At 53.5% G+C, this 14,251-nt stretch carries 8 protein-coding genes; 3 read left to right on the forward strand and 5 right to left on the reverse strand.

Features of this window, described 5'->3' with window-relative positions; all coding sequences use genetic code 11:
• Positions 1–79: 79 nt before the first annotated feature.
• The 5 genes from HY845_00005 to tsaD are packed head-to-tail and all read right to left on the reverse strand — an operon-like array spanning position 80 to position 9,078.
• Positions 80–1,018 carry a hypothetical protein gene (locus tag HY845_00005; protein QQG51729.1) on the reverse strand — a complete coding sequence of 313 codons (939 nt, stop codon included), beginning with the start codon at positions 1,016–1,018 and terminating at the stop codon, positions 80–82.
• Positions 1,018–5,523, reverse strand: coding sequence for a hypothetical protein (locus tag HY845_00010; GenBank protein ID QQG51730.1), 4,506 nt, complete (start codon positions 5,521–5,523; stop codon positions 1,018–1,020). Before HY845_00010 ends, HY845_00005 begins: the two co-directional genes overlap by 1 nt.
• Positions 5,524–5,582: 59 nt before the next feature.
• A complete protein-coding gene (locus HY845_00015; protein QQG51731.1) occupies positions 5,583–5,948 on the reverse strand; it encodes a hypothetical protein in 366 nt (121 codons plus the stop codon).
• Positions 5,945–8,056: a valine--tRNA ligase gene (locus tag HY845_00020; GenBank protein QQG51732.1), complete on the reverse strand. Its 2,112-nt coding sequence runs from the start codon at positions 8,054–8,056 to the stop codon at positions 5,945–5,947. The genes HY845_00015 and HY845_00020 overlap by 4 nt, the downstream gene beginning before the upstream one ends.
• Positions 8,053–9,078, reverse strand: a complete 1,026-nt coding sequence (gene tsaD, locus HY845_00025) for a tRNA (adenosine(37)-N6)-threonylcarbamoyltransferase complex transferase subunit TsaD (GenBank protein QQG51733.1) — start codon at positions 9,076–9,078, stop codon at positions 8,053–8,055. The genes HY845_00020 and tsaD overlap by 4 nt, the downstream gene beginning before the upstream one ends.
• Positions 9,079–9,151: 73 nt before the next feature.
• Between tsaD and HY845_00030 the strand changes: the two genes are divergently transcribed.
• From HY845_00030 to polA, 3 genes are all read left to right on the forward strand, one after another.
• A complete protein-coding gene (locus tag HY845_00030; protein ID QQG51734.1) occupies positions 9,152–10,063 on the forward strand; it encodes a peptidoglycan bridge formation glycyltransferase FemA/FemB family protein in 912 nt (303 codons plus the stop codon).
• Between the two features lie 95 nt (positions 10,064–10,158).
• A complete protein-coding gene (locus HY845_00035) occupies positions 10,159–11,523 on the forward strand; it encodes a UDP-N-acetylmuramoyl-L-alanyl-D-glutamate--2,6-diaminopimelate ligase (GenBank protein QQG51735.1) in 1,365 nt (454 codons plus the stop codon).
• 19 nt (positions 11,524–11,542) lie between these two features.
• Positions 11,543–14,242 (forward strand): DNA polymerase I, encoded by a 2,700-nt coding sequence (polA, locus tag HY845_00040; protein QQG51736.1) that lies wholly within the window; start codon positions 11,543–11,545, stop codon positions 14,240–14,242.
• Positions 14,243–14,251: the final 9 nt, after the last annotated feature.

Below are 14,251 nucleotides of genomic sequence, written 5' to 3' on the forward strand. Positions count from 1 at the left end.
ATCTATTCTCTGTGGAACCTTAGCGTCCAGTGTTTCCCTCCCTCTGCCAATATTAGCCTAAATGAAGGAGTCGAGGTAGCTAGAAAAAGATCCTCCAAAAAGTGATCAGGTCGCCGAGGCCAGTAGGCTTGTCTGGCTCGGCGTCCTTGGTGGGGAAGGCGGTCCGGGGCGACTGCCCAGGTTTGAGAGAGGCCTCGGTGTGGAAATGTTGGGCCAGCATCTCTTCTTCCCAGAAATCGTAATCGTCCCAGTCGGGAGTTTCCTGAATTGTCGATTCCATCTCGGAGAAGTTAGCTTCCCTAAACAGCTCGTCCATCTCGCGCCATAGCTCGTAATGCTCGCCCAAGCCATGACGAGTCAGAAATGCTTCACGTTCTTGCTCGTTATCGGCGATATCGAGGTACTCTTCCAGGCTGCCAATGATATTGGCGACTTTTTGGAACTCGGCGCGCTCCGATTCGCTTGCTTCGCGGTCGCCCTGCGGGAACTCCAAAAGCTTTGCCCGAATAAAACCGCCAAATGACCGGTCGCTTTCCATATACTGCGCCATCACCTCCGCGAGCGCTTCGTTATGAATAAAAGTGGCCTTGGATTTTGACTCCGGCTGGTTCTGCTCTAGGTAGTTAACATAGTAAGAGACCTGCTCTTTGGGCAGCATGCTGGTGAGCTGGGAAACCTGGAGGAATTTCTCGCGGCTCGAGCTGTTGAGGAAAAATTTAGTCAGACCGTGACTATAGTCGTGGGCGATAATATGCATCTGTTGCTCTGGGTTCAAGAGGTTGAAGCGTTCGTCGCAAATGAGTTCTCGCCCGCGCAAGTGGGCTATCGGCACACGACCGCTCTCGAGTTTGTAAGCCGATAGATCTTCGGTCCGGACGTCGCTAATAAGAGCGTTGAATTCGTTGCGGCCGATCGGCAGTTTTTGACGCTCAAAGTGATTCAGCAAGTCGTCGACGGCTCTTTCTGTCGGCAGCCTCTCCCTAGTAGCCTCGGCTTCGGTCCAGGCTTCAAAACCCATTAGCTACTTGAGGCGTCAGTTGGACCTGGCGGACTTTCTGCTTCCGGTTCGGTTTGGGAAGTTGCCGTAGTTGTTTGCTGACCCTGGGCAGGGTTGGTTTCGACTTTGACGATTAGCTCCTCTGGCTCGGGAACATGTGCGTCGTTGGCCTTGGCGATTGAACGGGCGATGACGTTAGAGACAGAGCGCTGGTCGCGGCCGGCGAATATCTCCCGAATCTTATCTACGCCCATTCGGTTAATCTCTTGTGCCACTTTGCCTAAGGTCTCGGGACTAAAATTCTTGCCCAGGGCCTTAGTCATCTTTTCTAGCTCAGGTCCCAAATGATCGGCGATAACTCGGCCGAGGTCGGCGTTACCAGAAGCAACAGCTTCGCTTAGGGCCTTAGAGAGCTGGTTGTAATCAATATTAGCCGTGCTGTTGGCGGCCTGGTTGTGGAAAGAAGCACTTTGGTTATAGCGATCTCTCGCGACTGATTCGGCCGCTTCTCTGGTGCCGCCACGACGATTGACCTCGCCAGCTTGGAGAACCTGCTCAGCCAATTTTACTAAGCCCTGGGCGTTGGAGTTGAATATCTCCTTGGTCAGCTGGTCGTTACTCATGGGGTTACCACCGGCGGCGCCGATCAGGGCGGTGCGCAATCTTTCCGCTTCGCCACTGCCTTCGAAGGTGGCTGGGTCAAGGGCACCTAAACCGTGGAGTGATTCCATAATCTCTGACTCTAGCTGCTGGTTGAGATGCGGCGCCACCTGGGAGGCTTGGCCGAAGACCTGTTTCACCCAACCCTGGAGGCCATCCTCAGCTACCTGCCGTGCTCGTCTCGGGTCGGCGCCGGCAAAAGGCGGCGGCGTAGCCCCCCTGGCGGCGGGAGGATCAGGCGTTGGCACACCACGATCTCCGTCCGGGTCTACTTTCTTCCTTTTCGCCATAGATAGATCGAGCGGATCCCGTCCCTCTTCTTCCAGCCAGCGAACGCCTTTAGCTACCTCAGTCATTTTTTTCTCGTAACCGGAGACCTTCATGAGGTCATGGATGTGCCAGCGGTTTTCTGTCCCTAAGGTTTTCTCGATGAACTTAACCATGTCCGATTGCGCGCCTATGGAACCAAACTTCTGTCGCAGACGTTCAAATTCCCGCGCGACAAGCCGGTCTTTGTCGGCGGTGAGTGCTGCCTGTTTGGTGGGATCTTTCTCGTTGGTTATTTTTTCTTCCGCTGCCTTCGCGGCGGCCGCTTTCATGTAGGTCATAAGGTTTTGCGAGGCGTCACCCTCGTTGTAGACCGCTTTACGGTGGCCGTCTCCTAGGCCGCCGTAAAACCAATCGCGCAGTTCCTCCATGTTTCGAGCTTCCTTTAGTTCGTCGAGAGCTAGGCCCTTAGCTACAATAGCCTCATCTTCGAAGCCGCGGATATAACTGGGGAGCCGGTGGGTTTTTGTCATTGCGGCGATGTAATCATTTTTAGCGTTACGATCCATGCGCGATTTAATCAAGTTTTGGAGATGTTCCGGGTTGCCGGCCAGCGTGGTGTATCCTCGAACATTTTTCATCCACCCCGGCTGTTTGTAGTCTCTGCTCCTCTCGGTCGCAGGCTTCAAGAAGTTGTCGTCATAGTACTTCGATGCTTGCTTCGCAGCTCCCGTCAGCTCGCGGTATCTCCGTATTTCCTCAGGCGTAAGCGGGATCTTCTTTTTTGCCTTTTCTTTCAGTACATCATGCAATTTTAGTCGTTGCGCCTCGAGCTGACCTTTCTTCATAGCGGCCGGGATACCTTTAAATCTCTCATAGCCACCACCCTTGAAGAACTGGTGCGTATCTTGAACGCCTTGGGCGATTCTCGGTGCTTGGGCGAGCGTTTTCTTTAAAATGTTTGCGGCGTCAATTGTCCCTTTGGTAATCATCTTAGGCAGGTGCAGTGTCAAGTGCGCCGCCCCTAGAACCAAGGCCATTGACAAGATGCCTTCAACGGTCCAGGCAGAGCCAAGCAGCGCTCCGGCGCCCAATAGGTTAGATATGGTTACCGTTATCGCCATCCCAAAGAGCAGAATCGGCCAGACAAATAGGTGCCGCAAAAACATATCCCACCACTGGAAGAAGTATTTTTGGAACTGGGGGACGCCGTAGGCTAAGAAGGCTAGCGGCGAGATCATCGTTAGGAAATAAAGAATGACCGCTCGTTTAAGCATCGCGAAGCAGAAGGCGACGATAATAAAGATGAAGTATATAAATATTCCTATAGCAACAAATAGCACCGCCCAACCCGCGCCAAGAGCGATCGCTGCCCCACCAGCAACGAGCGCCGTGATGCCGACGTCGATGAACTGCTTGCCAATAGCTTGAGGGAAGGCGGCGGTTAAGGAAGCAACCGTGGTAACGCCGGCGAATTCGAGAGCTAAGTGCGACACTGCTTGGGTTACGTCCGCTAAGAAACGGATAATCAGCAAACTGGCATTGGCGCCAATTACTCCTAGAACCAAGCCCGGCAACATCTTTTTAGCAGCGTAAGTATTGATGTTGAGGTGAAGAATGTTGGCGAACGCGATAGCCAGTAAGGCCAAGACGACGACGATATTAAGTAGCGAGCGGGCGTACTTCCAGACAACAACGACGACGTTGTTGTTGTCTCTCAACGCTCCCTCGTAGCCACCCTTCTTAATCTCATCGGCTGGTGGTGATTTGACGGTTTTCACTGGCGGTGTGGGTTGCGCCCAGGCGGTGGGCGCAATAAAGGAGCGGACACTCTCTGTTAGCGAGGATCCGCCTGGCGGTCCGATAGACCGGACGGCAACCGTTGCCGGAACGCTCAGCTCAGAGTAACCGCCAACGGCCTGGAAGAACTGTTCAACAAAACCGGCCACTCCTTTGAAAACCCCCTCGAGCAAGCAAGTGAGTAGTTTCTTTAACATATCGCTAACGCCAAGGCCTAACTCATTCACGATCGAGAGAATGCCGCAGGGGTTGCCGGCATAGACGTCGGTTGTTGTGGCGCGGTGAGTGAAGATGGGGTTTAGGTCTGGCACTGCCTTACTCGTATCCGCATCTATCTTGAATTCGAGGTCAGCGGCCCACAAGTCCTCCCGACCGCGGTTAATTATGCCTAAGTAAAGCGCGTCGGTGGTGTCGCTCTCGGCGTTTCCCAGAGCGTCCTCAAAAGTTCTATCGGAAGTGATGCCGTATTTGGGATGGGCGGTGTAGTTCGGCGTGTCTCCCAAGATGGCACCGTCGTTTGTGAGCGTTAGGAACGAGGTGATGATGCACGATCCGGAGTAAACGCTAACTTTAGGCCACTCCCACTTGCCGTCACTCGGGTTAGTAGCCAAGTCGAACTTGTGCGCGGCAACGAAGAGGTGATCTTTGCCCTGACCTTCGTAAGCGCACCAGAGCTGCATCTCGGCTACTGACTCGTTAAACTCGGGTAGGGTCGTTTGCTTGCCACTGAATTTTTCGTTTTTCGTCGCTGCTTCCGAGCCGGCGTAGTCGATATCGAAATCGGCCTTGATATTAATCTCTCGCTTCTTACCGGTTACGAAGCCTTGGACTTTTTGGCCGCGTAATTCACGCAGGTTTAGCAGCAATTTTACTTTCCACTCGCCAAAACCGCTTGTGGCGTCTCTGCCTACCGAGGCGTTCCAGGAATAGATCGATTCTTCGCTGTCTCCACTTGCCTGGGCGGTTCTTCGGAAGACGACGTCGGCAAAGATGCCGGTCTGTTTGTCGACCGCAATAAAGCCATGCCACGGCTGGCCGCTAGTAGCGACTGAGGTGCCGGTATAATAGAGGACGTAGTCGGTGTTACTTCTTAGGTGAGTCTCGCTGGCCTCGTCCTTAAGGATAACGATTTTTGTTCCCTCTCGAAAATCGAGTTGGGCTGACGTGAAGAAGCAGCGACGGCCGGTGGTGGCGTAACGGATGAATTTAACCTTCTTATTGGGCGCGTCTTTGTCGCCGTCCGTACGGAGAACGCTTTTCGGCTTGTCGAAAGGCAGGTCGGAGTCAGCCTTACCGCAATGTAGTTCTACCTGGGTTAGTTTTGTCTGGGCGCACGCTTGGTGGGTTATGGCTTCTATCTTGGCCGTTATCGTCGTGTGGAAAGTATAAACTCCTCCCTTCATCCGAAGCGAGGCGCCGGTTGTCCAACTAACTTCTTTGTCGCCTTCTTTGCCACGAGTCACGGCCGTTGGGGTGATGGCTGTTTTATCTCCCTTCTCATCCTTGGCGTACATCTCAACTCTATCGATCTTCTTGACGGATTTTGGCGTGACGAAAGCGAGCGAAATACTGACTCCTGTCTCGTCAAAAGTTTGGTCGACAGTGTCCTGAGCGGTAAACTCGGTAATTTTTAACCCAGCTTCGTGGGCCTTACCGGTGGTGGTTGTGTTGCAGGTTTCGTTCTTCGGCGGGTCGGCTGCAGTAACGGATTGTGGCACGAGAGCACCTAGACCAATTAGGCCAAAAGCGGCCATCAAAAGCAAAAGTCGTTTTAATCTAGAAGACAGCCCCTCCCACATCGTCCCTTCTATCTTACTGCAGTTGCCGGGCGAAGCAACTTCGACGCGCCAGGGAAGGATTAGCTGCCAGGCCCCTGCTTGTAAAGCGGGTCCAGAACCTTGAGACGCTCTTCGGCTTCCAGCGAATAAGGGCTCGCTAAAACTGCAATGTCGCGGCTGTCCTTATTCAGCTCAAAAGCTCGTAGCACTACTGCCTTGACTAGCTCGGGGTGGGTTTTGCCGTATAGCTTGGCGAGGCCAACCAGCTTGAAAGCGTCGTCTTGCCGCTCAAGGTAGTCGGTGAGTGTCGCCTGATCGGTCGCGATTGCCTCGGCCTCAAGACGGCCGATCTCATTACTAAGCCGTCGGCTATTGAACAGCCCCCAAGAACCTAACCCGGCGATAATAATGACCGCTGCCAGGTAGAACCAGAACCGGGCCGTCATGGAAGCATCGTGCGCTTTATCTCGTCGGTAACGTAAGGCGCAAAATCCCCAATCATAATGAGCTGGCGCTCAAGCGCTTCCCGCAGAACGTATTGAGCTTTCTGGGTCCGCTCCTCGGAGGCGTTGTCGCGGATATTAGATTTCTCGTATTCGAGTAGCGTTGAAGCAAAATCATTCCAGAAGAACTCGTAGAGCTCATCGAGCGCGAGGTTGAATTGGAACTTCTCGAAGTACTTAAGATTGTTTCTTTCTAGCGTCTCGAGATTTGCCAGGAATTTCTTCTCGGTTTCATCGAGTTCGCCTTGCTTAACTATTTTGGCGCCGTCGCTGACCTCGGCTACGAAACGGCTGGCGTTCCATATTTTGGTGACAAAATTGCGATACTTTAGGATTTTTTGTTCGCTAAAGCGCTGGTTCTGTCCGGCCGCCGAGCTTCCAAGAAGACCCATCCGAACAGCATCGGTGCCATATTTGTCGATTAAGGCCATTAGATCGAGGACGTTACCCTTACTCTTACTCATCTTCTGACCGCTCTCGTCAAGGATTAGGCCATGAAAGTAGACGGCTTTGAAAGGGACGTCTTTCATTAGAGCCTGGCTCATCATGATCATCCGGGCGACCCAGAAGAAAAGAATATCAGCCCCAGTCATCAGGAAGTCGGTTGGGAAAAAGGTTTTTAGGTCCTCTGAGCTCTTGTCAGGCCAGCCGAGTGTTGAGAACGGCCAGATGCCGCTCGAGAACCAGGTATCGAGCACGTCTTCGTCCTGAGTCAGCTCATTGCTGCCACAATGAGGGCAGGTCTTCGGTTTTTCTAAGGCGACGATAGGCTCCTTACACCCGGGCTTACACTGCCCCTTGTCAGTACCAACACAGTACCAAGCAGGGATCGCATGCCCCCACCAGAGTTGGCGACTAATGCACCAGTCGTGCAGATTTTCGAACCAGTGAGAGTACGTTTTCTCAATGCTTTTGGGGTGAAATTTGATAGCGCCTGACTTAACTGCTTTGACGGCCTCATTTTTTAGCTCGGTTGTTTTCATGAACCACTGGGTCGAGAGGCGGGGCTCAATGACGGCGCCGCTGCGCTCGCTAATCGGCTGACGCAAAGTGTAATCGGTGACCTTCTCCATAAGTCCCATCTCTATCATCTCCTTGGCGATCAATTCCCGCGCCTCACCAGCTTTCATGCCGGCAAACTTACCGGCTACCGCGGTCAGCTTACCGTACTGGTCGATGACTTCGATTGAAGGCAGTTTGTGACGTTGACCGATCTCGAAATCGGTTCGGTCGTGAGCCGGCGTGACCTTAACTGCCCCGGTACCAAACTCGGGGTCCACTACGTCGTCGGCGATAACTGGCACCGTTTTCTTCTCGCCAGTCACGAGCGTCACTTCAACTTCTTTGCCGACAAAATCTTTGTAGCGGTGATCGTCGGGATGAACGGCGATCGCGGTATCGCCGAACTTGGTTTCGGGGCGGGTGGTAGCAAGCGTTATCGGGCCGTATTTAATCCAGTAGAGCTTGCCCGGCACTTCTTGATAATTTACTTCGTCGTCGGAAACGGCCGTTTGCAATTTGGGGTCCCAGTTAACCAAATACTTACTGCGGTAGATTAGCCCCTGTTTATGGAGCTCAACAAAAGCCGTCCTGACCGCTTGTTGGGAGTGTTCGTCCATCGTGAATCGCCACCGGCTCCAATCGGCGCCCAAGCCAAGGCGGCGCATCGATTGCTGGAGGCGTGGCATATAGTGGTCGATCCAATCGAGAACTTCTTTCAAGAACGCTTCTCGCCCAAGCTGAGTACGGCTTTGGCCTTTCTCTTTCTGAATCTTTTTCTCCACCAAGGCTTGAACGGCGATGGCGGCGTGGTCGGCGCCTGGCAGAACTAGGACCTTTTTGCCCAAGCGGCGCTGATGACGTCCCATGACGTCTTGAGTGGTGTAGCTTAGGCCGTGACCGAGGTGTAAGTCGCCCGTGACGTTCGGTGGCGGGATAACGATCGAGAATGGTTCGCCGCTGCCTTTAGGCTCAAAATCGCCGGCACGCTCCCACTGCTCGTAGCGTTCGAGTTCGTTGGTGTGGTCGTATCTTGTCGGTATCTCTTTCATCCAATACCTAATTCTAGGTTAGGATCAGCCTCAACACTAGCCCAGTCATCCGCTCGGCCAAAGAGATGGTGATAAACCGCCGCCGCGCCGATCATGGCGGCGTTGTCGGTACAGTATTTAAAATCGGGCACAACGAATCTTATTTGTGGCTGTTCTTGGTTCAAGGCATGCTCAAGCGAATGGCGCAAGTGTTTATTGGCGGCGACACCACCGACAAGGCAGACGGTTTTGACGCCCGGATTTTCCTGCAAGGCCCGTAGCATCTTGCGCTTAATCGTTTCCGAGACAGTTTTTTGAAAACTTGCGGCAATGTCAGCTGCGGTATGGCGCGGCAAAGGGTCGGGGAGTTTGGCGACCTGATGCGCCACGGCGCCCTTAAGGCCAGAGAAAGAGAACTCGAGCGAGTCCTGTTCATTCAGTGAAATGGGAAACGGAAAAGCCAACTCATCGCCGTGAATCGCCAGCTCACTTAACGCCGGACCGCCCGGGTACGGTAAACCAAGTAAGCGGGCAACTTTGTCAAAAGCCTCACCCGCTGCGTCGTCACGCGTTCGGCCAAGATGTTGGTAGTAAAGGTGACGCTCCATCAAAACCAGGTCAGTATGTCCTCCGGAAACGATAATGATGAGTGCCGGCAATTCCGGCGGGGCCTTCTGCTCGAGCCAAGCTGAGTAGATGTGACCTTCTAGGTGGTTAATCGCAAAAAACGGTAATTTCTTCGCCATAGCGATGGTTTTCGCCGCGCTCATGCCAACCAGTAAGCAGCCAACTAGACCAGGCCCAACGGTAACGGCGACAGCGTCGTAGTCCAAGCGCTTGGCTTTGGTCGCTTCGTGCAAAACGCGCGGTAGGTTTTCGGTGTGAAGTCGAGCCGCCGTGTTAGGGACTACTCCACCGGTCTCAGCGTGAACGTCAATCTGCGAGGCAATGACGTTGGTGTGGATAACCGGCTGAAAGTTTTGCGCCTCAATTAGCGCTGCGGCGGTCTCGTCGCAGCTAGTTTCGATCGCCAAGATTCGCATAGGGCCATTTTAACCTGAAGTGCTGACGCAAGCCAGGTTTAAGTCGCGCGGCGTTTCCAGGTAGAATAGGGGGGTGATTAAATCCCTTTTTCAAACAAAACCGTGGGGCGAGTTCAAAGAGAAGTTCGGCTGGAAGGCCGAAAGTACTAGTGGGCTAATTGGCTTGGAAAGAACTATCGGCTTCGGCAAGAGCCTGCTTTATTTCCCGGAGCTGCCGCTAAACGAGCAGACTGCAGGTTTAATCGATGAGATAAAGACTGGCAAAAGGCCAACGGGGAGAATTTTCAGTCGCTTTGAGTTCTTGGAATTATGGACGTCGGAACGAGCCAAGCAGCTCTTGGAGACGGGTCTTGTGAAGGCGTTTGAGGATGTTCAGCCGGATTACCGGCAGTGGGTCGTTCTCGACAAGTCAGAGGCCGAGCTTTTGAAGGATATGAGGCCTAAAGGGCGCTATAACATCAAAGTTGCCGAACGGCACAAATTGAAAGTGGAGTGGGGTACTGAACCAGAAAAGTTGGAGTCGTTCGTGCGCCTCTACCAAGGGACGGCGAAGCGAACGGGTTTTTCTGGCAGGGGCGACGAGTATTTTCGAGCCCTCGTAGCGACTTTAAATGAGTGCGAGTTGGGGGAAGTAGTAACTGTCAGCCATGAGGGCGAGGTCCTGTCGGCGGCGATAATTGCCTATTACGGCGGCGTTGCTAGTTACCTTTACGGAGGAAGCGGCGGCGACCGGGCGTTGATGGCCCCGTACCTCATGCACTGGGAGGCGATAAAGCGCGCGAAGAAGAAGGGTTGCGCCATCTACGACCTGCTGGCGATCGCCCCGCCTGGTGAGGAAAAGCATATTCACGCCGGGCTGACCCGTTTCAAGACTCAATTTGGCGGTCAGTCTGTCCGGATGCTTGGATCCTGGGACTTGGTTCATAACAGGTTATGGTATAGACTGTACAGGTTCGCTGAAACTAGACGTAGGAGAGCAATCTAATGAAAGAACCTGTCCAGTCTCTGCTCACAGCGGTCGCTGTTCGCAGTAAACTTCACGCGTTCGCCGAGAAGCGACGCCGGAGGGCTATTTAACCAATGTTCAACAAGCGGGCCCTCAGGCGCCTGGCGCCAGACTGGCTCATCAATTTTTACCACCTCAGTCGTGGCGTTTTGGCGTGCTACTACTACGGCAATCCGAGCAAGAGCTTACGGGTCATTGGCGTTACCGGCACTAACGGCAAGACCACAACTTGCCATTTAATCACTTCAGTCCTGGAAGCGGACGGTCGCAAAGTGGGCATGGCAACAACAGTTAGCTTTAAGATTGGCCGTGAGCTGACGGAAAATAACCTTAAAATGACAACAGCCAGCCCGTTTCTAATTCAAAAATTACTGCGCGATATGGTTAAGGCCGGCATTAAAGACGTTGTGCTGGAAGTTACCTCAATTGGTCTCGTGCAACACCGTTTGTGGGGAATCAATTTTCAGACGGCAGTTTTCACTAACTTGACCCACGACCACCTGGATTATCACGGCTCAATGGAGCGTTACCGCCGCGCTAAGGAACAACTTTTCTCGCGTCGCCCAACCCTATCGGTGATCAATGTTGACGACCCGGCGGCGGAACATTTCATCCGCCACACCGCCAATAAAACCCTAACTTATAGCGTCAAAAACCGAGCCGACCTAATGGCGAAGAAAATTTACGCCCGGCCTGGCGGCACCGACTTTGTTTTGCTGGCTGGCTCGCGTCAGGCAACTATCAACCTCCCGCTGCCCGGAACCTTCAACGTCTATAACGCCCTCGCCGCCGCCGCGGTTGGATTAGGCCTAGAAGTGCCGCTCGAGCGGGTTGTCGACGGCCTGCGACAGGTTCAGCCGGTGCCTGGCCGAATGGAAGTTATTGAAGCCGGCCAAGCGTTTACGGCAATTGTTGACTACGCTCACACCCCGGACGCGATGCTCAAAGTCTACGAGACGGTCAAGCCGACAGTGCGCGGCAAACTTATTGTGGTTTTTGGCGCCACTGGTAGGCGCGATAAGGCCAAGCGGCCGATACTCGGGGCTTTGGCCGGCAAATTTGCCGACTACGTCGTTTTGACGACCGACGATCCGTACGATGAGGACCCGCACGCGATTATCGATGAAGTTGCTGAAGGTGTGCCGCGAGGGCGCCCGCGACGTGGCGGCCGGCCACGGATTAACCGAGAGAGCGAGATACCTATTAAGTATAAAGACTCTGGTGAAGATATCTGGTGGTGGCGTCTTCCCGACCGACGCGAGGCCATTGCTAAAGCTTGTGAGCTGGCTCGGCCGCAGGACGTAATATTGGTCCTCGGCAAAGGGGCGGAAAAAGTCATGGTTGTCGGCGACCCGAAATCGAGCACTGGCTACAAGTTTATCCCGTGGTCCGACCGGCAGGTATTGGAAGAGCTTCTGGTTAAATACCAGATAGGGTAATTTGTTACAATCGGCACGAATGGCTCATTCGGAAAAAATTCTCCTCCTAGACGCCAATGCCTTAATCCACCGGTCTTATCACGCTCTGCCACCGCTAACGACGCCGAAAGGTGAACAAGTCAACGCCGTTTTTGGCTTCGCCACGGCCTTACTTAAAGCCATTAAGGACGAAAAACCGGATTACGTCGTTGCCTGTTTTGATGTTGGCAAAGAAACCTTCCGCAACGAGATATATGGCGGCTACAAGGCGCACCGCAAGGAGACTGACGAAGCTCTAACGCTGCAAATTCCCCGAGTGAGAGAGATCGTCGAAGTTTTAAACATCCCATTATTTGCCCAGAAGGGCGTTGAGGCGGACGACCTGATCGGTAGCTTGACGAAAATCGCTGCCGACCAAGGGCTCCAGTCGATCATCGTGACTGGGGATAACGACGCGCTCCAGCTCGTGAACGGCTCAACTTCTGTCTACAGTCTTCGGCGCGGCGTGACTGACACGCTGACCTACAACCGTCAAACCGTCTTTGAAAAGATGGGAATTTTCCCCGAGCAGATCGTTGACTATAAAGCTTTAGCCGGAGACTCTTCGGACAACATCCCCGGCGCGCCCGGCATCGGCCCCAAAACCGCCGTTGAGCTACTCCAAAAGTACCGGACCCTCGACAATGTTTATGAGCATTTCGAGGAGCTTAAAGAGCGTACCCGGCAGATTTTAACCGACAATAAAGAGACGGTAATGATGAGCCGAAAACTCGGAGAGATTAAATGCGATCTTGATATCGCCCTCGACCTTAAAGCCGCTGATGTGGCCAATTTTGATTTCACCAAAGTCGTGACCTTGTTCCACGAGCTCGATTTCAAGTCACTCTTGTCCAAGTTACCTCAAGGAAGCTTAGCGACGACCCAGGGCGAACTCTTTGGCACAAAACAACCTAAAGCCACGCGAATTGAGCCCAGCCTACCGTACGAAGCGGTTACGTCTATGGCGCGTTGGCGCGAGTTGCAAGCGGTTCTTACGAAACAGCCCCGCCTCGTGATCGATACCGAGACGGTCACTTTTGACGACGAGCTGATTGGTGTCGCTTTTGCTTGGGGAGATAGCCAAGCAGCCTATCTACCGCTCGCACCAGCATATCCTGGGGGCTTACCGATTGAGGATGTTCGCAGCTCGCTCCAGGCGGTGCTCGGCAGCCCTGAGATAAAAAAGATCGGCCATAACCTGAAGTATGACCTAGCGGCGTTGCGCCGCGCTGGCTTCACGGCCAAGAACGTCTGGTTCGACACCATGCTCGCTTCGCAGCTGGTGAATACGCAACTTTACAGCCACGGCCTAGACGCCTTAGCGTTCTCCGAACTGGGCCTCCGTAAGATCCCAACCAGCCAAATTCTCGACGGTAAAAAGAACGGCCTCATGACCGACGCTTCGCTTGAAGACCTGGCGGCGTATGCCTGTGAAGACGTTATTGTCACCTGGCGACTCTGGGAGAAGCTCTTCCCGAGCCTGGAAGAAGTCAGTCTAAAGCGGGTTTTCTATGAGATTGAGATGCCGCTCGTGCCGGTACTGACCGAGATGGAGCTAGTCGGTATCAAGATAGACAGGCAATACCTGGAAAAATTACGCGGCAAATTGGTTAAAGACTTGGCGAAAATCGAGATAGGTATTCGCAAATTAGCCGGTCGTGATTTCAACGTCGCCTCGCCCTCACAGCTGCAGGAGATATTGTTTACCGACCTAAAGCTCCCAGCGACAGGCATCAAGAAGATTAAGAGCGGTTACTCAACGGACGCCGACTCTTTACTGAAATTGCGCGGCGCCCACCCAATAATCCAACAAATATTGGAGTACAGAGAGCTTGCCAAACTTTTGAACACCTATGTGGAAACGCTACCGAAGATGACCGACGACGCAGGCAGGCTGCATACTTCGTTCGGACAAATTGGTGCCGCGACCGGACGGCTCAGTTCAAATAACCCAAATTTGCAGAATATCCCCATTCGTAGCGAGCCTGGTACCCAGGTCAGGCGGGCATTTGTGGCCGAGAGGGGCAAGGTCTTACTCGGCATCGATTACTCGCAGATTGAGCTTCGTATATTAGCGCACTTGTGTGAAGACCCAGATCTCATTGAAGCTTTTCATAAAGGCGATGATTTTCACGCCGCTGTCGCTGAATCGCTCGGCGTCGACCGGCGGGCGGCCAAAGCGATCAACTTCGGCATAATCTTTGGCCTTGGCGCTAACGCTCTAGCCAATGACCTTGGAATCAGCTCGAATGAAGCGCGGCAGTTTATTGACAGTTACTTCAAGGCCTTCCCGGGCGTTGCTAAATTCATCGAGAAGATGAAGCAGCAGGCTCGTGACCAAGGCTATGTCTCAACAATCTACGGCCGCCGCCGCTACTTACCAGATATTCACGCGCCGAACATGATGTTGCGGAGTGCTGCCGAACGGATGGCGATGAACATGCCGATCCAGGGCACCGAGGCCGACATCATGAAACTAGCGATGGTCGAGGTCGCCGCGAAGCTGCCAAAAGGAGCGTCGATGCTCCTGCAGATTCACGATGAGTTACTTTTCGAGGTTGAACCCGAGGCTGTTGAGGGAGTTGCCACGCTCGTTAAAGACATAATGGGTAGCGTTGTCGAGCTGAAAGTGCCGCTTACCGTTGACGTAAAAACCGGCCCAAACTGGGCCGACTTGAAACCCTTGTCCGCTGAGGACTAATGTAGGGCT

It is taken from the genome of Candidatus Berkelbacteria bacterium (genome assembly GCA_016432625.1).
Lineage (GTDB): Bacteria > Patescibacteriota > UBA1384 > 2-12-FULL-50-11 > 2-12-FULL-50-11.

Bases quoted from the DNA above. Each gene is read 5' to 3' on its own strand.
- tsaD (QQG51733.1), bottom strand. From the start codon at position 9,078: ATGCGAATCTTGGCGATCGAAACTAGCTGCGACGAGACCGCCGCAGCG.
- HY845_00005 (QQG51729.1), bottom strand. From the start codon at position 1,018: ATGGGTTTTGAAGCCTGGACCGAAGCCGAGGCTACTAGGGAGAGGCTG.
- HY845_00015 (QQG51731.1), bottom strand. From the start codon at position 5,948: ATGACGGCCCGGTTCTGGTTCTACCTGGCAGCGGTCATTATTATCGCC.
- HY845_00035 (QQG51735.1), top strand. From the start codon at position 10,159: ATGTTCAACAAGCGGGCCCTCAGGCGCCTGGCGCCAGACTGGCTCATC.
- HY845_00010 (QQG51730.1), bottom strand. From the start codon at position 5,523: ATGTGGGAGGGGCTGTCTTCTAGATTAAAACGACTTTTGCTTTTGATG.
- polA (QQG51736.1), top strand. From the start codon at position 11,543: ATGGCTCATTCGGAAAAAATTCTCCTCCTAGACGCCAATGCCTTAATC.
- HY845_00020 (QQG51732.1), bottom strand. From the start codon at position 8,056: ATGAAAGAGATACCGACAAGATACGACCACACCAACGAACTCGAACGC.